Origin of the sequence: Desulfovibrio sp. MES5, assembly GCF_002237645.1 — a bacterium.
Classification (GTDB): domain Bacteria; phylum Desulfobacterota; class Desulfovibrionia; order Desulfovibrionales; family Desulfovibrionaceae; genus Desulfovibrio.
In genome coordinates this window covers 27,209-50,050 of record NZ_MJUZ01000003.1, presented here as the reverse complement: position 1 = coordinate 50,050, position 22,842 = coordinate 27,209, and the positions used below count along the sequence as shown (strand labels likewise).

Sequence of the window (22,842 nt, the reverse complement as noted above, 5' to 3'; positions counted from 1 at the left end):
GCACCTTGAGTCATCAGCCAGCCTTTTCACCTCTGTTGCGGCGACTGGATCGCATTGTTTCGGAATACAGCGCCACTCCCGCCGTTATGGACGGCCAGCATACGCTGAGCTACGCCCAACTGTATCAGGCCGCCAATGCTCTGTCCCAGGAGCTTGTACGTCATGGCAACCCCGTAATAGGCCTGTACCTTGAACGCTCGGCGGACAGCGTACTGGCTGTGGTTGCAGCGGCCAAGGCGGGAATCGCCTACGTTCCTCTGGGGCTTGACTGGCCGGACGCCCGCATTGAGCGCATCATTGCCCGTTGCGGCATCACAGGTCTGTTCGCCAATCCCGAAGACCTGAAGGGGCGCGATTGGGCAACCTCTCTTTGGCAGTGCGAGCCCGGCGCATTTTTTGACAAAAAACCGCATGGCGATCCCCTGCCGCATCCCGGCGCGGGCACTGCCCTCTACATTATGCATACCTCGGGCTCCACAGGCGAACCCAAGGGTGCGCTCATCTCACACGCGGGCATACACGCCATATTCAGCGATGTGGAGGGCATCGGCTATCGGCCGGGGCGGGTTATGACGCATGGCGCTTCAATGACTTTTGACATGTCCATCATGGAGGTCTGGGGAGGGCTGCTCAACGGCTGCTCCCTGGTAATCACCGACACGCAGAGCATGCTCGACAGTTCACTGCTTGAAAAACACCTTCTCATGCACGGCGTGGAACTGCTGCTTTTGCCAACCAGCGTTTTCAACGTGGTCAGCGCGCAAAATCCACTGACCTTCCGGCGAGTCAAATCATTGTGTTTCGGTGGCGAAATGCCCAACAGAGAAACCATCCGCCGGGTGCGTGAGGCATGCCCCGGCCTGGCGCTTCACAACTGCTACGGCCCGACAGAGTGCAGCGTAATGGTGGCGACGGAAACCATCACGGAAGCGTCTTTGAGCGCCACGCGCATCCCGGCTGGCCGCCCTCTGGGCGACACGAGTTTTCTGATTATGGACGACGAGGGGCGCAGCCTGCCCGCCGGAGAGGAAGGCGAGCTCTTCATCTGCGGAACATGCGTTGGACTTGGCTATGTTCAGGGCACGGCAGACAGCGCACTGGCGTTTGCCTGCCGGCCGGATACCGGCGAGCGCCTTTACCGTACCGGAGACAGGGCGGTACTGGACGAGGCCGGGGTGCTGACTGTCCTCGGCCGCAATGACGACCAGATAAAAATATCCGGGTGCCGCGTTGAACCCGGTGAAGTCAGCGCCGCCATTCTGCGATTTCCAGAAGTTCATGCCGTACATGTGGGCGTTGTCAAGGACCCGCACCCGGAACTGGCGGCCTACATCGTGCCCGAGCGCGGAACAGCAGGCGCCGGCGACATCCTTATCTCACGCCTGAGGGACTTTCTGGTTTCGCAGGTTCCCGAACATATGGTTCCCCGGCACATCCTGCTGCTGGACGAACTGCCCCTGCGTTCCAGCGGAAAAATCGACACCTCACGGCTCCCGGCCCCCCACAAGAGGCAGGCCGTATCTGACGATGCCGTGCTCGACATTTTTCGCACCGTGCTTGCGGACGGTTCCTTTTCTTCCGAAGACTCCTTTCTCGAAGCCGGCGGAAGCTCCATCATGGCCGCCAGACTTATCGCGGCTCTGCGCGAATTTTCCGGCGTTGCCGTGCCCTTCCACCTGATTATGGAGCCGCGCACAGTCACCATAGCCAATCTGTACATCGAAAACGCCAAACTGGGCGCGCGGCGGCAAGCCCCTGAGACGCGGGAAACGGGGTTCGCCTCCGGCCCGGAAATCACAGCGAGAATATAATGTCCGCAGTTCCAACGTATCCGGATTATGCCCATCTGGCTTTCATGCTTGAGTTGCGCCGCCAGGGCGTCACTCTGCATGCCGAGGGCGGGGAGCTTGTCTGCCGGGGAAATGCGTCTGTTCTGACAGATCAGGTGGTGGAACGGCTCAGATCCCACAAGCAGGCAATCCTTGCCCAACTGACGGCGGAACAGTCGAGTGACGGCATGGACCTGCCCCGCCTTGACCCCAGGCCAGAAGAAAAATACCTGCCTTTTCCGCTCAATGAAAACCAGCAGGCATACTGGATGGGCCGCGACGCGTCCGTTGCCTTCGGCAATATAGGCATTCATGCATATTTTGAGCTGGAAATACACAATTTTGACGCCCGGCGGTTCGAAGACTGCTGGAACACGCTTCTCCAGCGGCACGACATGCTTCACGCCCTTGTGCTTGCTGACGGCACCCAGAGGATTCTGCGGGAATTTTCACCTCTTGCCCTGCAGGTTCAAAATCTTACGCACCTTGATGCGGCTGCCGCCGAGCAGATGCTTCTTGCGGAACGCGCAACGCTTTCCCATGCCTGCTATCCGCTTGAAGTCTGGCCCCAAACAGAGTTCCGCGCTTTCGCCCTCAAGAATGACGCTACCGTGCTGATGGGCAGCCTGGACTGCTGGTGCCTGGACGGGCACAGCCTTCAGGTGCTCATGCGGGAACTCGCCCTTCTGTATGCCGGTGAAACTTTGCCGCCCGCCGCTGATTTTTCTTTTCGGGACTATGTGCTCGCGCTCGCTGAGTTCAAAAACAGCCCCACCTATGCGCGAAGCCTTGCCTATTGGCGGAAAAAGGTACGCACCCTGCCCCCAGCGCCCGCCATTCCTTTGCGCTCAAGCAGAGGCTACGGGGCAGATGCGGAGCCGGTTCCGGCTATGCCAGCCCACACGGCTCCCTGCTTCAGGCGGCATGAGGTGCGGCTTGAAGCCCACACGTTCGCCCAACTGACGGAAAAACTGCGGCAGAACGACCTCACCCTGTCCACACTCCTGCTTGGGTGCTATGCGGAAACCCTCGGACACTGGAGCTATGAAAGCAGGTTTGCCATCAACGTGCCACGGGTAAACCGCCTGCCAGTTCACCCTGACATAGAGCGTTGCGTCGGCGAATTCGCCAGCTTTTCCCTCACCATCGTCGACAATACGGAAGCAGGCCGCCCCTTTGCCGCAAGGTGCCGTGAACTACAACGGCAGATCTGGCAGGATCTCGAGCATGAGCATGTTTCCGGCGTAACAGTTCTGCGTGAATGGCGGCAGGCCACAGGCGTAGGCCCGGAAACCGGCATGCCTTTCGTTTTTACCAGTGAGCCGGAGAGCAACGCCCGCAGCCGCGCCTCTTCCTGGGTAGGGTTCCTCGGCAGCCTGGGCACGGTACGCCAGACCCTGACCCAGACGCCGCAAGTCTGGATAGACGCCCAGTACGGCATGATCGACGGCGCATTGCATTTGTCCTGGGACGTGCTGGAGAACATGTTTCCCGAAAGCCTGCCCGAAACCATGTTCGACGCCTTTGTCCGGCTGGTACAGTCCCTGGCCGCCGACACAGCCGCATGGCAGTCCCCTCTGCCCCTGTATCAGATACTGACGCCCCGGTGCCCGTACAGCAGCGAATATGGCCCCACGGTGGACATCGGCGGCGATGACGCCCTGGCCCGCCTTGAAAAACAGGCCCAAAGCATGGGACGACAATGGGCGCTGGTGGACCATCAGGGGCAAATGCTCTGGCAGGACGTGTACGAAGCTGTGACCCGGCTGGCAGCCCGGCTGCAGAGAACAGGGCTGCCCCGGCATGCCCGCGTGGGCATGGCCCTGCACAAAGGCCGCTGGCAGGCGATCGCGCCCTTTGCCGTGCGGGCAGCCGGGGGCGTTGCCGTTCCTCTGGACCCCGAAGCCCCGGCAGAACGCCTGCGTGGCATCCTGCACGACTGCGGTGCAAGCCTTGTACTGACAGACGGCTCGGCCACGGCCCGAGTCGCAGCCTCGGGAATTCCCGTCATGGACCCCGGCATGGATCAGGACGGGGATAACATCCTGCTGCCGCCGTCAACCGCCATGTCCGCCTTTGAAAATGATATTTTCAGCGTCATATATACTTCTGGCAGCACAGGCGCGCCCAAGGGGGTTCTTGTTCCCTACAAGGGAATTCTCAACTGCATAGCGCAGTTTTCTTCCTTCTGCCCTCTGGGGCAGGAAACCCCTTCCCTGGCGCTGTCGCCCTTCCATCATGACATGGCCGTTCCCGACTATGCGGGCAACGCGCTTCTGGGCATGCCCACGGTTTTTCCGGAGCATTCGCGCCGCAAGGACCCCGCCCACTGGCTTGAACTCATGCGTAAACACCGTGTGGGCTTCTGGAACAGCGTCCCGTCCATGCTGACCATGCTGCTGGACTTTTGCGCAACAGATCCGGCCCCGGGCCTGGAAAACCTGCGTCTCGTCTCCCTCGGGGGCGACTGGATACCCTTGTCCACGGCACGCGCCCTGCTTCAACGCGCTCCCCGGGCACGCCTGTTCAGCCTCGGCGGCCCCACGGAAATATCCGTGGCCAATATCTGCCATCAGGTACGAGACATCGCCCCCCAATGGGACAGCATCCCCTATGGCAAGCCCTTCCAGAACGCCGGGTACCATGTGCTGAACCAGTTGGGACAGGTGTGCCCGCGGGGAGTGGCCGGCGAACTGTGCTGCACCGGCCCGTATATGTCGGCGGGGTATCTGAACGACCCCGAGCGCAATCGTGCCGCCTTCGGCTTGTTGCCCGGCACGGGCGAACGCCTATACAAAACCGGCGACATGGGCCGCATGCATGAAGACGGCGTCATAGAATTTCTCGGCCGCCGCGACAGCCAGGTAAAAATACATGGCTTCCGCATGGAACTCAGCGAGATCGAGGCACAGGTGCAACGCCATCCGGACGTTCGGCAGGCCGTGGTTTTTCTTTCGGAAGACGGCAAAAAACTGTGTGCCTATGTTGCGCCGCAACCCGGCAGCGAACTCAGCGTGGAGGGCGTCAGAGCTTTCCTGAAAAAGCGCCTGCCATCCTACATGATTCCGTCCTTCATCGGCCAGTGCAAAACCTTTCCGCTTTCCGCCAACGCCAAGACAGACCGTGAGGCCGTCAAACGGTGGCCCACACGTGTGCAGAACAGTCATTTTGTTCCCGGCACTCCCACAGAAAAGGCAATTGCCCTGGCATGGAAAACCGTGCTCGGCGCGCCGCCGGAAAATGCCGACGCCAATTTTTTTGAATCTGGCGGCGACTCCATTGCGGCCATCCGCCTGCTGAACCTGCTGCGCGGGCAGGATTTTTCCGGGCTGGGCGTTATGGACATCTTCCGGCATCCCACCCCAGCGGCGCTTGGCAGTCACATGGACGGTCTGCGCGGCAGCCATGAAAAAAACATCCCTCCTGTGCTCCCCTCAAGACGGCGCAGCCAGCCCCCAGCCCCTGACGGCGGAAAGGTCTTTCCCGCCTCTCACGCGCAAAAACGCCTGTGGATAGAAGAAACGCTGCATCCCGGAACAGCCAGGTACATTCTGGCTTTTCGTCTGAAGATTTCAGGACGCGTCACTGCCCCGGCCATCGAAAAGGCCTTGCAGACTGTTGCCGACAGGCACGAGGCGCTTCGCACCACCCTGCATTGCCGTCACGACGAGGCACACGGCGAAACCACCGATACGCAAGTATGGCAGCGCGTTCATCCCCGCCTGACGGTGCCTTTCACCCATGTGAACGCACGCGGACATGACGCGGAAGCACAACAGGCACTTTCTGACAAAGCATACGCCGAAATCTCGCAACAGGCCTTTGATCTCGCCGTCGGCCCCTTGCTGCGCGCATGCCTTGTGGCGCGGGATGCGCCCGAAACGGGAGCGGACCTGTACCTGGCCTTCCACCATGCCGCTTTTGACGGATGGTCCATGCGGCTGTTCATGAACAGCCTGCGCGAAGCCCTTGATGGCAAAAACATCCCGGCCATCTGCCCGGGCATTGATTATGCTGATATGGCCGATTGGGAGCAGTCGCAAGCTATGACGCGGCTTGCTGCCGAACGCCTGAAAGCCATGAAGAAAGAACTGGCGGATGTTACGAGGCCGGAACTCCCCAACTTCGCGGTTACTTCACAGTATGGAAAAACAACGGCGCAACACGGCGAAGCCTATGTTGCCTATCCCCTGCCGGACGATCTTGCCGCTGATTTACGGCAACGGGCCGCAGCCGGAGGCGTCACGCCGTTCATACTGTGCTTTGCGGCCTTTTCGCTGCTTGTTTCGCGCTGCTCGGCAAGCAGCAACCTTCTTCTTGGCACCTATGCCGCACAGCGGTTCACGCCGGAACTGGAAAACGTTGTGGGCATGATGGTCACCCCCCTGCCGCTCGCCGTTCGTCTGGACAAGGCGAATACCTTCCGGGAATTGCTGGCCGTTTGCCGCGAGTCCCTCATCCGGGCTGGAGAAAACGCCAGTGTGCCTTTTGACAGTCTGGTCAGGGAGATTGAAGCCCACCGCCAGCCCGGGCGTCATCCCTTGTTTGACATTGCTTTCAGCCAGGACAACACCGAAGAAACCGTATTTTCAGTCAATGGCATGACTGTGCGCCTGCAGCCCGGGGGAAGGCACGAAAGCGCCATGAGCCTGGATATCTCAATGCGAGATGGTCAGGGCGCTCTTGTTTTTGAAATCACGGCTGACGCTTCCGCGTGGCCCCTCCCCGCCCTGACGGGCCTGCTTGACCGCCTGCGGTGGATACTCCGGCAGGTAACGGACACGCCCGACCTTACGCTGGAAGAAGTTTCCCTGATCCCGCCTGAGGAGCAGGCCGCCCTCGCCCAATGGCGCCAGGGTGAAACTCCCGGCCTGTGGCCCTCTCTCTGGCAGCGCTTTGAGGATATTGCCGCCAGCCACGCTGATGCGCCCTGCCTGACCTACGGTTACGACAACATACTGAAATTCCATCAGCTGCATGAGATGAGCCTTGCCGTCGCCGCATGGGTTGACGCCGCCTGCCCCCCGCGCGGGCCAGTGGCTCTCTGCCTTGAGCGCGGCCCTCTATGGGTGGCCGCCATACTTGCGGCCTGGCGTGCCGGCCGGGCTGTAACCCCGGTGAGCCCCGGCATGCCCCGCGAACGCCTGAGCGACATGCTGGCCCAGGCCGGGGTTGCAGCCGTGCTCGTGGATTCGCGGCTGCACGAACGGTTTGACTTCGGCCCACAGCACAGGCCCATATGTCTTGACGTAGCCGAACTTGAAAAAAGCCCGACCGCGAGTGCCAGCCTGTCACTTGCGGCGGGGAGCGATGCGGATACGCCGGTTCTCACGCTGTTCACCTCTGGCTCAAGCGGGCGTCCCAAGGGGGTATCCATCGGGCAGGGGGCACTGATTAACCGTCTGCGGTGGGGGGGCGAAGCCATCCCCTTCGAGCCGGGCGAGCGGTGCTGCGCCAAGACCGACACAGGTTTTGTGGATGCGGTCACCGAGCTTTTCACGCCGCTGCTGCACGCCGCGCCCGTGCACATTGTGCCCGATGCCGATGTACGGCGCATGGATGCGGTCTTGCACGCCCTGGAACAGCACGGCGTAACGCGGCTGGTGGCCGTGCCAAGCGCGCTGCACGCCCTGGCCGGGCTTGCCGGCCACACCCGCGTGACCCTTCCCGCCCTGCGCCATATCATTTCCAGCGGCGAACCTTTGTACGGCCCCCTTGTCAGCGAACTGCACAAGGCCTTTCCCAGCGCGGTTGTCCACAACTTTTACGGCAGTACCGAGGTCTGCGGCGAAGCTGTCTGGCACACAACTTCCCCTCACGATGCCGGGGGCATGGCCGTGCCGCTGGGCAAGCCCATTGCGGGCGCAACCGTCATGGTCCTCGACGCAGACGGGCGGGAACTCCCCTGGGGGCTTCCCGGAGAAATCGCCGTTCAGGGACAGGTTCTGGCCCGGGGATACCTCAACCCGCAAACCGGAAACCTTGAACAAAGCGGCGGCTTTACCCCACTGAACAGCCCCGCAGGAAATGCCCTCCAGACGTTCCGCACTGGCGACAGGGGCGTATGGACCGCCAATGGGCTTCTGCTGGGTCTGGGCAGGCTGGACAGGCAGATCAAAATCAGGGGGCAGCGCATTGCGCCTCAGGAAGTGGAACAGGCCCTGCGCGTCCTTCCCCAAGTACGGGACGCTGTGGTGGCAGTGGTCGGCGCAGGCGAAACAGCCGCGCTTGCGGCTTGCGTCATCCCCGACTCCAGCCTTCCTTTCGATGCTGCTGCGACACAACGCAAGCTGGGCGCATCCCTGCCCCCGGCCTTCATACCCACCATCTTTTTCACGTGCGACACCTTTCCCCTGACCTCAAGCGGAAAAGTGGATGTGACTGCCTTGAGAAAAGAACTCGAACAACTGACTGAAGTCAACCGGGAAGCCCCCCTGCACACCCCCGCTGACGAAGATGCGCACGGCGTGGGCGCGGTGCTGGCCGATTTGTGGTGGAGCCTGCTGCACTGCAGGCCAAAAGCCGGGAGCAATTTTTTTCTGGAAGGCGGGCATTCGCTGCTGGCCATAAAACTGGCTGTGCTGCTTGGCCAGCGTCTGGGTACGGCTGTCGATGTGCGCGTCATTTTTGAACAGCCGGTCTTTGACCATCTGGTCAATCGTATTGCGGGAACGATCCTCCCGGCGAAAGCGAACACGGAATGGGAAGAACTCTGATGCATATTGCGAAACTTCTGGATCTGTGCGCCCGAAAGGGAGTCTCGCTTGCCATGCAAAACGGCAGGTTGCGCATCAGCGCGCCCAAGGGAGCGCTGAGCGAAGACGAGCTGCCGGAACTGCAGCATAACCGGCGCGCCCTGGTCCGTTCTCTGGCGGGTGCAGAAGCGCGCCGCCTTCTGACAGAAAAATGGGAAACGCGCCTTCCTGCCTGCCATGAGCCCACGCACCATGCGCTTACGCCCTATCAAGAAGTTTTTCACCTGTTGAGCCGCAATCAGGAGAGCATCACTGTCGTCAATCAGGTCGGCGTGTTCCAGCTGGACAATCTGCCGCTGGATCTGAACGCCGCCATGCACGACGCCTTCGCCCTGCTGATGGAGCGGCACGATATGCTGCGTGCCTTTTGCAGCACACCGCAGGGAGGGGCTCCCCGGCTGCGCATCGGCAAAGAATGCTCCGTGCCGCTGACCGTTCACGCCATACCTGACGCCCACGAACGCGAAAAGGCCATAGCCGGATGCGTTCACAGCTTTCGCTTCACCCCCTATGACCTTGCCGCTCCCCCACTTTGGCGCGCGGCCGTGTTCGCGGGGCAAGCCAGCCATGCCGTTCTGGTTCTGGGGCTGCACCACCTGATCATGGACGGCTGGTCCATGGGTGTGCTTGCCAGAGAGATCGGGGCCCTGCTGAACGCGTATCTGCAAGGCACAAAGCCAAACCTTCCCCCCCTGGCCGCCAGTTATGCGGAGTACGCCGCATGGCTGCATGCCAGCGCCCTGCCCGCCATAAAGGAAAAACAGACTGCCTTCTGGCGGGATACGCTGGCGGGCATCCCCCCCCGGCACGCCCTGCCGCCTGATTTTATACGCGGCCCCGCTCCATCCCTCTCAGATAAAGGAAACACGGATTCTTCCGCCCCCCACACCCGCCATGCCCTGTGCGCCGTCGATATGGACGCGGCCCTTGTCCAAAAAGTCAGATCCTGGGCCGCCCGGCACGGATGCAGCTTCTTTTCGGCCCTGCACGCGGCCCTGCGGCTGTTTCTTTACCGGGAGGCGGGAGAAGCCGAGACGCCCATCCTCACAGTGGCGGCCAACAGGCAGTTTCCCGGCCTGGAGGATATGGTGGGCTGCTTTGTCAATGTGCTGCCGCTGGCCGCGCTTTTTGACCCGCAAAAAACAGCGGTGGAAATGCTGCTTCAAAGCCATGCCTGCCTCATGGACGCTCTCGACAACCAAGTTCTTCCCTTTCAGAACATAGTTGCCGCCAGCGGCGTGCGGCGGCACAGCGGCAGGCATCCCGTCAGCCAGATATTTCTGACGCTGCAGAACGCCTTCGGCATGTCCGGCGCTGTTTCTATGACGCCGCGCATCCCGGACTATCCCATATCAGCCTATGATCTGGCCTTTGTCATCTGGGATTTCGGCGAAAGGGGCCACAGGCTCCATCTTGAATACGACACAGCGCTGTTCGGCCGCGCCCGCGTGGAAGCGGCGGCGGCGGCATTTCTGCAATGCATGGCAACGCTGGCGGGAACCTCGGGCAGTCTGGAAGCCGCGCTCAACCCAATCTGTGCAAAGCCCCCGAGTCGAGTGGGCGCGGCCAAAAAACTGGCAGAGCTGCTCAATTTGAGCGCCTATGACGGCATTGCTTTTGAACAGCCCGCTGCCGATCCTGATGGGTTGCTCAGTCTTGCGGCCGCCGGAAGCGATGTTCCGGTCCTCACATCGCTCCACAGGGCGACAGCCAGCAGCCTTGTATGCCTGACCCGCCGCCCAGCGGAAAAGACATGGCCCGAAGCGGCCCATGTCTGCATTGTGAATCACCTGCCTGCAACCCTGCCCACCTGCGGGGTAAACGACAATATACGCCTGCTGCTGCAACTGCCTGAAACAAATGTCTTTGCCCTGGTCGACAGCTTCGGCTCCGAAGGGACAGAAGCTACGGTGACGGCACGGCTGCACAGGGACTGCCTGCCCGCTGGCTGCGCACCCGGCGAAACCGTGGCGTTCAGTTCCCGGACGCGCCTTCGCCTTCTGACCCGCGACACCGTGGCTTTGCCAATTCCCGGCTATGGCAGTCCCCTGCTCTGGCGGCAGGGGCATGCCGTCAATCTGGACAATCTCGCGTCCAAGCTGACCGGAGAAAGCCTGCCGGATATGGCCCTGGGCATTATTGCTCCTGCCCGCCGCGAAGGCCAGAAATCACTGCTGCATGACGAAGGGGAGCTTGTCGTCTGGTACGCAGACGCTTTCCCGGCACTGTCATCCCAAAAACCGGAAGAATTTTTTACTGACCTGCCGTTGCCGCTGCGCCCGCAGCACCACATGCGCGTGCGCCGCCTGCCCAGACATGCGGACGGCAGACTGCGGCAGGACCTGTTTCAGGAATTGCCGCTGTATGCCGCAAGCATGCTTGAACGCGCCTTTGCCGCAGGGCAGGCTGACCTGCGGGATGCCGCCCCGCAGCAAAACACGCATACGCTGATGTACACGCCCCGCAGTTCGTTCGGAATGACGCCAGCTTTCCCGGACTGCCCCGCGCCGGACTGGGACATTCTCTTTGCTCCTGACAGGTGCTGCATGGTGCTGCTCTCCGGCTCCGATGCGGACGCATCCTGCATTGCCGCGCTGTTACGCAGGCCAGAAGCGCGTCTGTGGCTGTGCGGCGCGAATGCGGACGAACTGTGCCGCCTTTGGGGGCAGCCCGAAAGGCTGCAATACGGCGGGGAACTGCCGGACGCCACTGCAGCCCACACCGCCTTCGGAGTGCCGCCGGGAGGCCTTGTGCATATTCTTTCCCTCAGCGCCGCAACCGCTGAGCCTGGCCGGGCTGCCCAAGAAAGCGAAAAAGTGGCGCAAGCTTTCCATGCCCAGCTTCCGGGCGTGCCCCTTGTTCGCTGGCTGATCATGGATACGGACGCCGTATCGCCCGCCGCCGCACTCTTCCAGTCCCTGCGCGCCGACGCGGCCCGGCATAATGCCAGGGCTCCGCATGCGGACACCCTTGTGGCCATGCCCCTGCAACAAGAACACCACATACTGACTATGCTGGAGTTGGCCCTCAGATCCGGCAAGGACGCGCTTCTTGTAGGGGCCGACCCGTCACGGATCGGCGGACGCCTGCTTTCGCCACACGACCCCGAGCCTTCCTGCACGCTGGTCCTTTACCCGGAAGCCGCCGTAGCGCCGAGCCGCCTTCCGCATCCTTTGAGCAACATATGGGGAGAGCCCGGGCCGTATCAGGTTCACGCGCCGTCACCCGACGCCGCTGAAAACATGCGCCATGGGGACAGTGCGGAAGCGCTGCGCGCCACAATGGCGAACATTTGGGCCCAGACCTTGCGCACGGACGCCGCCGATCCCGACGCAAACTTTTTTGACCTCGGCGGAACTTCGGTCATGGCCCCGCAACTGCGAGAACGCATCCAACGGGCCTTTGGCGTGGATATGGGCGTTGCCGCCGTTTTTCTGCACCCCTGCCTGCGCGAGTTGACAGACGCGGTACTGGAAAAACTGCCCGCCAGCTCCCAGTCCTCCGCGCCGGAAGTTCTCCCCAATCCTCGAACCACGCTGCCGCAAAGTGAAAAAACGCGTGCCGATGCCCAGCGTGACGCCCGCAAAAGACGTAAACAGCAAGCGAGTATGCGCCCATGAGATCATCCCCCTGGCTTGACGACGCCTATAGCAATGCGATTGCCGTTGTCGGCATGTCCGGCCGTTTTTGCGGCGCGCCGGATTTGGAACAGTACTGGCGAAACCTGTGTTCCGGATTTGAAGCCGCGCGCCGCCTTTCCCCCGAGGACGTCAAAAGCAACGGCTGCCCGGCGTCATACGCTTCGCATCCTGCCTATGTTCCCGTATGCGCCCAGATGGAAGATGTAGACAAGTTTGACGCCGCATTTTTCAACCTGAGCCCTGGCGAAGCCCGTGAAATGGACCCCCAGCTGCGTCTGATGCTGGAATCTTCCTGGCATGCCTTTGAAAACGCGGGCTATGCGCCCGGCGACCCCGTCACGCAAAACCTGCGGGTGGGCGTGTTCGCCGGGGCCGCCCCCAGTTCTTACTGGCTGTGCAACGTGGGGCCGGATGCCTTCAACAACACTGGCACCGCCTTTCACCGCTCAGCCATTGTCAACGGGCAGGACTTCCTCAGTTCCTGGATTTCATACAAGTTCGGTTTCACCGGCCCCAGCCTGAATATCCAGACAGCCTGCTCCACCGGGCTGGTTCTTGTGGCTTCAGCCTGCCAGCACCTTCTTGATTACAGTTGCGACATGGCTTTGGCCGCAACGGCCTCTGTCATCAACCCCCGTGGCTGGGGGTATGTGGCGGAATCTGGCGGCATTCTGGCTCCAGACGGTCACTGCCGACCCTTTGACGCCGCCGCCGGAGGAACCCTGCCGGGCGAAGGCGCAGGAGCGGTAGTACTGAAACGGCTGGCCGACGCCATTGAAGACGGGGACCACATCCAGGCCGTGATCAGGGGATACGGCGTCAGCAACGACGCCCACCGCAGAGCCGGGTTCGCAGCCCCCTGCGCGGAAGGGCAGGCCGCAGCCATCCGTATCGCGCAAAGCATGGCCAATGTGGAGAGCCGGGATGTCGGCTATGTGGAAGCACACGGCACAGGCACCTATCTTGGCGACCCCATAGAAATAGCAGGGCTTTCCCTGGTGTTCGGCGAGCGCCCGTCACCCTGCGTCATCGGTTCGGTCAAGGGAAACCTGGGGCATCTGGGGAACGCGGCGGGTATGGCTTCGCTGCTCAAGGCCATACTCATGCTTCGCCACAAACATATTCCGGCCACAATCAACTTCAACAGGCTCAACCCGGCCATCGATCTTGATGCCCGGCGCTTCCGCATCGCACACCAGGCGGAGGCATGGCCCGAAGATCTGAAAAGCATGGCCGGCGTCAGCGCATTCGGTTTTGGCGGCACGAACTGCCACGTGGTTCTCGAGCGCACGCCCGAGTGGGCGCAAGCGGAGGCTTCTGCCGGCGCACGCCAGGGCGAAACCGTTCCGCTCTGCTTCAGCGCGCCTGACGCAAACGGCCTGCGACGCCTTACGGAACAGTGGGGAAGACTGCTTGAAAGCTGGCCGGATGCCTCGCTTGAAGACATGGCCTGGAACCTGCGCCACACGCGCAAACTGTTTCCTTGCCGCTGCGCCGTGGCTGCCGGGTCCTCCAGGGAGGCTGGAGCCATTTTGCGCAGGGGTGCGTACGAAAGCACGCTCTGCAGCGATGCGCCGCAACTGGTGCTGCTTTTCACCGATGCCACTGATGAAGCGTCTGTAAAAAATATCGCCTCCCGGCTGCAACGGCACCATCTTGTCCCCGCAATTGTAGCTGGTTACGGCCAGGGCAGCCTTTCGGCCAGGGCGGCCCGCGACCTTTTTGCAGAAAGGCCTCCGTATCTGGATCTCGATCATGCCCCGGAAAATGCGCCGCACAACAGCGCGCCTCTTTCAAAGTGCATATGCCTGCATATACCGGAGGTTGCGCCCATTACCCGTGAAATCCGCGACGCCGCTGCGGCTCAGGGCTTGCGGCCCTCCCGCTGGCTGCCCCACGACATTCCGGCTGCGGGCGACCGCCTGGATGACGGTTTTCCCGGTCTGGTAGCCGAACTTTTCATGGCAGGACTCAATCCCGCCATCCCCCGCAACGGCGCGCGCCGTCTGGCGCTGCCGGAATACCCGTTCGCCCGCGAATCCCACTGGCTTTCGCTCAAGATAAACCAGGACGTAGCGCAGACTGCGCAGGGCGATATTACGGAAACGCAACAGGATTCGGCAGAGACCCTTGTGCTGGCCATCTGGCGCGAGGCCTTCAGCCTTCCTTCGTTGCTTGTTGACGACGATTTTTACGTCATGGGCGGAACCTCTATGACAGCCGTGCAGATTCTGGCCGATGTCGAAAGCGTCTTCGGAATCCGTATTTCCATGACGGAGTTCAGCAGCATCAGAACGGCATCCCAGATGCTTGATACCCTTGTCAGGAAGGCAGAATGAACAGTCACCTTACGGAGGCCCAGCCCTCACCTCATCCTTGCCAGGCCAACAGCGCCACGTCTGCCCGGAACCGCCACGAAAAACTCGGCGCACTGGCTGCCAAAGCCGCTGGGCGCAAAGCCCGCGCGGCGGCGTATCCGCGTATTATGCCCCAGCCGGAGTTGCGGCACGAACCCTTTCCTCTCAGTGACATGCAGCAGGCCTACTGGATCGGCCGCGCTGCCGACCTGCGCGGCGGCGGCGTCGCCATGCAGAGCTATGTGGAAATTGAGTGCCAGGCTCTGGATCTGCACCGCTTCAAACAGGCGTTAAATGCCCTTGTGGAGCGCCATGAAATGCTGCGGGCCGTGGTAACGCCCCAGGGGGAGCAGCGCGTGCTGCCCCTGCCTCTGTTTTTCCCGGTAGCCGTGACAGACATGTCTGCCCGTGACGGCGCCGCGCAACAGCGACACATGGACGAACTGGCCGCACGCATGACCGCCACGGTCAGCGATCTGGAGCGCTGGCCCCAATCAGAGGTGCATTTCACCCGGCTGGCGGCCAACCCGGACGGAACCGAACGGGGCGTGCTGCATTTCCGCTGGGACATGTGGGCCACAGACGGCCGCAGCTTCCAGATACTATATGAAGATCTGGCCGCGCTGTATCTTGATTCTGATGCGGCGCTGCCTGAACTTCAGGCCAGTTTCCGCGATTACATGCTCACGTTGAAGGAATTTGAGCAGAGCCGGGCATATACAAACAGCCTCCAATTCTGGAAGGAACAGTTACGCACGCTTCCTCCGGCGCCCTCGTTTCCCAAGCCGACGGAAGCGCCCGCAGCCGACGGCGCCACGCAGGAACCCGGCATCATCAAGCGCTACGAAGCCGTACTCAGCGTGGAACAAACCACGAATCTGCAAAAAGAATGCGCGCGGCTCGGATTTTCGCTGGCGGCGCTGCTTGCGGCCGCCTATGCCGAAGTTATCTCCCTGTACAGCGGTTCAAGCCATTTTACCCTGAACATGCCCCGCTTCAACCGTAATCTGCACTGGCACGAATCCATCAACAACATCATGGGTGAATTTGCCACCTTTACCCTGGTTCCCGTCGATTTGACGCAAGGGAACCACATGGCGGCGCATGCGGCTGCCCTGCAAAAAACGCTCTGGACAAATCTGGAACACGCCGAAATTTCCGGCGTGCGGCTGTTGCGCGAGATGGCGCAGATGCGCGGCGGGATGGAGACCGAGGTCATGCCCGTGGTTTTCACGGCTATGCCCGACAGACGCGCCGATGACACAGGCGTGGAAAAGGTGCTGCAAGCCTTTGGAAGCGTGCGCCGCACGCACGGCTCCACCCCGCAAACCAAGCTCGACTGCCAGTACACCATTTTTACCAACGCCCTGCACATTTACTGGGACGGCAAAACATCCGCCTTTCCTCCGGGCATGGTGGACGACATGTTTGACGAGTACATGCGCATACTGCGCCTGCTCGCGGACGACCAGAAAGCCTGGGAGCATCACCGGCTTGCGGCGCTGCCCCTGCGCCAGGCGCAGCGGAGGGCTGCACGCAACAACCGCCCCATGCCTCTTCCCCAGGGGACCGTTTGCGATCTTTTTTTGAAGCGCGCGGCGGAAACTCCAGAGGCGGCGGCCATCATAGCCCCGGACAGAACCCTGACCTACGCGGAAACCCTCGGTTACGCGCTGCTTGTCCGGCAGCGGATTCTGGAAAGCCCGGCAGTGCGGCAGCGCCCATCGCGCAATGACATGGCTACAGTCGCCATCGTTCTTGAACGGGGCTGGCAGGCCATTGTCTGCATTCTTGGCATCCAGCTCGCTGGCATGCCCTACCTTCCGCTGGACAGCGGCAACCCGCCGTCGCGGCTCTGCACGATGCTTCAGGCCGGAAGGGCTGTACTGACCATCACCCATGGGCGCATGGCCAAAGATCTGACCAGCGCCGTACCCGCGCTTGATGTGGACGCCCTGCTTGAGGGCCGCCCTGAAACGGCGGACCATGGCGACGCCATAAAAGCCGCGCTGCCTGCCCAGAGCGATCCGGCGTATGTGATGCTGACCTCCGGCACCACTGGAACCCCCAAGGCCGTCATTGTCAGCCACCGTAACCTGTTGAATCTTGTGGTCTACACCAATGAGCGCTTCGCCCTGAAGCCCGAAGACAGGGTTATGGGCGTCACATCCCTGCACCACGACCTTTCGGTATATGACGTCTTTGGCGCGCTTTCCGCAGGGGCCGCGCTGGCGGTTCTGCCTCATGAGGGCGCTCTGCGCCCAGACGTATGGGCAGACGCCGCACTGCGCCATAACGTCACCTTCTGGAACAGCGTGCCCGCCTTCATAAAGGCGCTTGCGCGGCACTGCCTTGAGCACGGCGTCACGCTGCCCATACGGCTTTTTGTGGCAGGCGGAGACTGGGTGGAAGCCAGCCTGCCCGGCGAAGCTCAAAAAGCTGCTCCCGGCGCGGAGTTTTACTCCATCGGCGGCCCCACGGAAACCACAGTATGGAATATCATGCACAAGGTGGAAGGCCTGCCCAGAGGATGGAGCGTCATTCCCTACGGCGCGCCCATAGCCAACAACAGCTATCATATTCTGGACGAAAATCTGCGTGATGTTCCTGATTGGGTCACAGGCGAAATGTACTGCGCGGGAGCCAACGTCTGCCTGGACATCCTTGCGCCGGATGTCGGCCCACGGTTTTTCCATCACCCGGAAACAGGCGAAAGGCTGTACCGCACGGGTGATGCCGGTCGCTATCATGATGACGGGCTTATTGAAATTCTTGGCAGAACGGACTTTCAGATCAACATCGGCGGTTTCCGCCTCGACCCAGTGGAGGTGGAAACCGTTATAGCCGGGCACCCCGGTGTGGGCAGGGCTGTGGTCATTCCCGTAAAAACCGGCAGTGGCGTTCCCGGCGGCCGGATGCTGGGCGCTTTTGTGCTCGCCCGGCAGGACGCTGCCGGAGATCCCGTTGACGCCGCCAGCCTGCAGGCATGGCTGCAGGACCGCCTGCCGCCTGCCATGTTGCCCCGGATCTGGCAGTTTGTGGACGAGTTGCCCCTCACTGCCAACGGCAAGATAGACCGCCGCGCCCTCATCGAAAAATATGCGCATGAACTGCCTGAAAACGAAACGGCAGCAGAGGTTTCCCCTCCCGGCGACCGTGCACCGCAAACTCCGGTGGAATGCCTGCTCGCCGCACTATGGCAGGAAGTGCTGCATGTGGAAATCACAGGCGTGCGCTCCAATTTCTTCCGGCTTGGGGGTGATTCCTTGAAGGCCGTGCAGGTGCTTGCCCGCCTTAAGGAAAAGCTTCCCGTTTCTCTGCCTTTGTCAGCATTTTTCACGAATCCGACCATTGAAGGCCTGGCCAAAACCCTGCTCACCCTTATCCGCGCGCGCACAAGCAATGCGGCAGGAGACACAAGCCGATGAGAACCGCCGTCAATCCCGCCCCCGTGACACCGGACGAGGCGCTTCCCGAAGAAATTCTTTCGGGCGTGGCCGATTCTCTGGAATCTCTGGACATTGCACAACTGGCGCAACTGTTGCGCGAGGCGGACGCGCAGTCACCCAACGCTCCTGAAAGCGGCATGGAAAGCATTCACGCCATCAGGGCCGACCCTCCACGCCTGTCGCTGGCGCAGGAACGCCTGTGGTTTATGGACCAGCTGGCGCCGGGCAATCCCTTTTACAATATCCCGTTTGCTTTCCGGCTCAGGGGAACAATTGATGTCGAGGTCTTCCAGCGCGCGTGGCTGGCCGTTATGGAGCGACATTCCGCGCTGCGGATAAACATCCAGTCTGACGCCAGGGGCAATATTTCCGTCATGCCACGTCCCCATACGCAATATGTCCTTGGACTCAGAAGCGCCCCGTCCTTCGCTCTTGTCCGGCAGGCCATGCGTCATGAGGCCGAAAAAGGTTTTGACCTCGCGCGCGACCTTCTTATCAGGGGTTGCCTGTTCCGCGAGGCAGACGACAGCCATGTGCTGCTTTTTACCGCCCACCACATCGTGTTTGACGGCTGGTCCATCGGACTTTTTCTGCAAGACCTGATGCAGGCCTATACAGACCTGGCCCGGAAAGCGGAGCCTGCATGGGAACCTCTGCCGGTCACGTATGAACAGTATGCCGTGTGGCACAGGAGCCGCGTACAGCGCTTGGCAGAGGCCGAGTCCCTGTGGTGGCGGGAGCGCCTTGCGAACCTGCCTGATCTGGCGTTGCCCACGGACTTTCCGCGTCCCGCCGCGCAAAGCTTCAAGGGCAGCATGCACCAGTTCGTCGTGCCGCGTGAGATTGTTGACGGTATTGAATCTCTGGCTGCTCAGGAAAACACCACCCCTTACGCTGTATGGCTTACACTTTTTTCGCTGGCCGTCTCACGGTTCTCAGCGCAGCGTGATTTTGCCGTCGGCAGCTCTTTTGCCGGGCGTTCACACCCGGCCACCGAATCTCTTGTCGGCTTTTTTGTGGAAAATCTCAGCATACGCATACAGACAGACCCGCAGCAAAGCCTGCGCGCCCTCATACAGACAGTGCAGCGGGCTATTCTTGAAACGTTGGAACACGCCGACCTGCCCTTCCAGATGCTGACCGAAACACTTGGCCGTCAGCGTGACCTGAGCCGAAACCCCATATATCAGACGGCCTTCACCTACCAGAACATGCTTTCCGGCGGCATGCGCTTTGACGGAATAAGCCTTGAAAATCTGCCCATGCCCTCGTGCTCCACACATATGGACATGGAAATTCTCGCATGGCCAGGAGCTTCGGGGCTGGACTGCACCCTGCTGTATGCCTCGGATCTGTTCCGTCCCGAAACCATGCATGGATTTGCCGAAATGTTTACCGCGCTGGCCCGCGAAGCGGCGCAAGGCAAAAGCGCTCTGGACGCGCCCTCGGCCCGGTTCGGCTTCAATGTGGCGGCCTCCCTGGCGCACGGGGCCGCGCGCGCGCACCGCGTAATCGATCCGTGGAAAACCTTCAGCGATCTCTGCGCCGCAATGCCGGAAGCAACAGCCGTAATCTCCGTTGCCAAACCGGGCACATCCGCCACGGAACGCCAAGTGACCCGGCGCGAACTGCTGGACATGGCCGATGGCCTGGCCTCCCATATGGCGGCGCAGGGCGTAGCGCCCGGCTCCACCGTGCTTCTTCGCCTGGAACAGGGTCCGGATCTGCTCGCGGCAATACTCGCCGTCTGGAAGCTCGGCGCTGTCTGGACCCCCCTTGCTCCGGGCTATCCGGCAAGTCTGGCGCGCTGGATTGCCTCTGACTGCGGGGCCGTCTGCATTCTCACCAACGATGGGGCGTGGAAAGGGGAAAGCCCCGCCATGCTGAACATCAGGGAACTCCCGGCGACAGCGGCGGGCCAAACGGCCCCGCAGCCCGCGCGCCATCCCGAAGAAAAGGATACCGCCTGCCTGCTCTACACCTCAGGCTCAACGGGCAACCCCAAGGGAGTGCGCCTCAGCCATGCCGTCCTTGCCAACCGTCTGCGCTGGATGTGGGAGCAGTTTCCCTGGGGCGCTGGCGAGGCATGCTGCCAAAAAACCTCTCCTGTTTTTGTGGACTTTATTTGGGAGGCGCTTGGACCGCTGCTTTCGGGCATCCCCCTGGTAAGCCTTCCCGACGGCTCCGCGGCTGACGTTCCGTGGCTGCTGGACCAGTTGGAGAGGCACAAAATCACGCGCCTCGTGCTGGTTCCCTCCCTGCTTGCCGAAATGCACCGCACCGGCCTGGCCGGACGTCTGCCTGCCCTGAGGATACTGACGGCCAGCGGCGAGATTCTGCCCCCGGACGTTGCCTCTGCCACGCTCAAGGCCTTGCCGTCCGTACGCCTGCTCAACCTGTACGGTTCGACGGAAGTGACAGGCGACGCCACGTTTTACGAGGTGACAGGGCAGGAGAGCGGCGCTGTGCCCATTGGCGTCCCCGTACACAATACGACGCTGGCCGTGGTTGACGAGCAGGGTTCCGTACTCCCGGTCGGAGCCGTGGGCAGACTTTTTGTGGCGGGCGGCTGCCTGGCCTCGGGATACCACGGGGCGGCGGCGGCCTTCAGTTCCGCATGGGTGGACGAACAGCGTCATGAAGGCATGACCGACGAAGCTTTTCATGATCTGTGCCGTCTGGGCGGACACCGCAGATGGTTCGATACCGGCGACACGGCCAGGCTCGATACCTCGGGTGTTGCGCATTATTACGGCCGGATCGACCGTCAGATAAAAATCCGGGGCATCCGCATCGAGCCGGAAGAAATCCAGGCGGTTCTGGAGGCGCACCCTCTGGTGGAAGAAGCGCGGGTACTGGCCGTTTCCGGCCATTCGGGCGGTGATGCCGCCGTCTGGACGGAACAGCGCCTTGCCGCCTACGTCATCCCCGGCAGAGAAGACGCCTCCGGCGGAGCAGCCGACGACAGCCGGGCACGCTGCCTCAACCAGTGGGAATCCCTGTATGACAGCATGTACACTTCCGTACGGCGTGAAGGGCAGATACTGGACAACTTCCTTATCTGGGAGAGCAGCTATACCGGGCAGAGGATTCCGGCGGATGAAATGCGCGAGTGGCTGGCCTCAAGCCTTGCGGCCATACATGAGCATGCCCCGCGAAGCGTTCTTGAGGTGGGCTGCGGCCAGGGCTTCCTGCTCATGGATCTTGCGCGCACCTGCGAACGCTACGCGGGCCTGGACATTTCCGCGCAGGCTCTCGCCTGCCTGAAAGATATCCTGCCCGGCGGGGAACACCCGGCAACGCCCGGCACGGACGACATCAGGGCGGAAATACTTCTGGCCCAAAGCAGCGCCACAGACCTGCCCCCTCTGGAGGCAATAGGCGGAAAGGCCTTTGACACCGCCATATTCAATTCCGTTCTTCAGTATTTTCCCGACCGCGAGTACTGCGTTGAAGCCGTACGGCAAGCTGTTGAGCGCCTTGATAAGGGCGGCCGCGTCATTCTTGGCGACATACGCAATTTCGACAGCCTGGATCTGTTGCATACGGCCATCCAGATTCACCGGTGCGAAGGAAAAACCACGGCGCGGGAGCTTCTTGACCGCGCCAATGGCAGAAAACGCATGGAGAGCGAACTGCTGCTTTCACCCGCTTTCTGGCACGCCCTGCCGCGTCTTGTCCCGCGTATCTGCCATGTGGAGGTACGCCCGAAACGCGGGCACAGCCACAACGAACTGACAGAGTTCCGGTATGAAGCGGTGATTTATTGCGATCACAGTCCATTCCGCCCCTTTTCCGGCCTTGTGCGACCGTGGGGCGACGCGGGTGCGGCGTCCGCTGAAGACCTGCACTCCCTTTTGGCAGCCTTGCGCCAGAAGGCGGCTTCCGGCGGGCAGGCTCTCGGCGTGTCGGGTATTCCCCATGCGCGTCTTGCCGTCTATCAGGCCGTGCGGCAGCTGGCGGAAGAAAGCTGCCTTTCCGGCATGCAAACAAACCTCGACTCCCTGCTGGGCGAAGCACGGGCTCTGAAGGAAGCAAGCCAGACCGTATGGGGGCTGAACCCGGAAGACATTCATGCAATGGCGGACTACCACGGTCTTGAAGCCGCAATTTCGCTCGACCTGCGCGACGGCGTGAGCTTCAACGTTCTGTTCCACGCCCCGGGAAGCGCACCCTGCCTGAATATACCCTGGCCTGGAGCAGAGGACGTTCTGAGCCGTCCCCTGGACTCGCTGGCCAACGCTCCTGCCTTCAGCCGTGATGAAACGACGCTGCGCTCGCATCTGCGGGACTACCTCAAGGAGCACCTTTCTCCTGCGATGGTTCCCGACGTTATTCTCACGGTTCCGGAATGGCCGCGCACCCCATCAGGAAAAATAGACTGGAAGCGCCTGCCCAGCCCCAACATGCGTCTGTTCGCAAGCACAAGCGGCATGCAGCTGCCAGCCTCGCCGGAGGAAACCCGCATCGCGGATATATGGAAGCTGGTCATTGGCCTGGATGAAGTCAGCATTCACGACAATTTCTTTGAAATCGGCGGCACATCCCTGCTGCTGACCCAGGTGCACCAGATGATTCAGTCCGACCTGGGCAAAGCGTTTCCTCTTTCCATCCTGTTCCAGTACCCGACCATCCATGCGTTGACCGAATGGATGCATGCGCCGGAAGCCCCGTCGAAAAAAGATGATGCCGCCCCGAGCGCGCGCGAATCCCGCATGGAAAGGCAACGCCTTTCGGGCGAAAGACGCGCACGCCGCCGGAGCCCCAACGAAACAATCCTGTAGCAGCGCGCCACGACGCAACCTGCTTTT

At 61.6% G+C, this 22,842-nt stretch carries 6 protein-coding genes; all 6 read left to right on the top strand.

Annotated elements, in window-relative coordinates; genetic code table 11:
• Positions 1 to 5 precede the first annotated feature (5 nt).
• The 6 genes from BCS36_RS00895 to BCS36_RS00870 are packed head-to-tail and all read left to right on the top strand — an operon-like array spanning position 6 to position 22,815.
• Entirely contained in the window at positions 6 to 1,811 is a 1,806-nt protein-coding gene (locus tag BCS36_RS00895; protein ID WP_291301055.1) for a non-ribosomal peptide synthetase, read from the top strand.
• Complete coding sequence (locus tag BCS36_RS00890) at positions 1,811 to 8,545, top strand: non-ribosomal peptide synthetase (RefSeq protein WP_291301054.1); 6,735 nt, start codon at positions 1,811 to 1,813, stop codon at positions 8,543 to 8,545. The genes BCS36_RS00895 and BCS36_RS00890 overlap by 1 nt, the downstream gene beginning before the upstream one ends.
• Complete coding sequence (locus tag BCS36_RS00885; RefSeq protein ID WP_291301053.1) at positions 8,545 to 12,204, top strand: condensation domain-containing protein; 3,660 nt, start codon at positions 8,545 to 8,547, stop codon at positions 12,202 to 12,204. The genes BCS36_RS00890 and BCS36_RS00885 overlap by 1 nt, the downstream gene beginning before the upstream one ends.
• Positions 12,201 to 14,564, top strand: coding sequence for a type I polyketide synthase (locus BCS36_RS00880; protein ID WP_291301052.1), 2,364 nt, complete (start codon positions 12,201 to 12,203; stop codon positions 14,562 to 14,564). The genes BCS36_RS00885 and BCS36_RS00880 overlap by 4 nt, the downstream gene beginning before the upstream one ends.
• Entirely contained in the window at positions 14,561 to 18,010 is a 3,450-nt protein-coding gene (locus BCS36_RS00875) for an AMP-binding protein (protein ID WP_291301051.1), read from the top strand. Before BCS36_RS00880 ends, BCS36_RS00875 begins: the two co-directional genes overlap by 4 nt.
• Positions 18,007 to 22,815 carry a condensation domain-containing protein gene (locus tag BCS36_RS00870; RefSeq protein WP_291301050.1) on the top strand — a complete coding sequence of 1,603 codons (4,809 nt, stop codon included), beginning with the start codon at positions 18,007 to 18,009 and terminating at the stop codon, positions 22,813 to 22,815. The genes BCS36_RS00875 and BCS36_RS00870 overlap by 4 nt, the downstream gene beginning before the upstream one ends.
• Positions 22,816 to 22,842 lie beyond the last annotated feature (27 nt).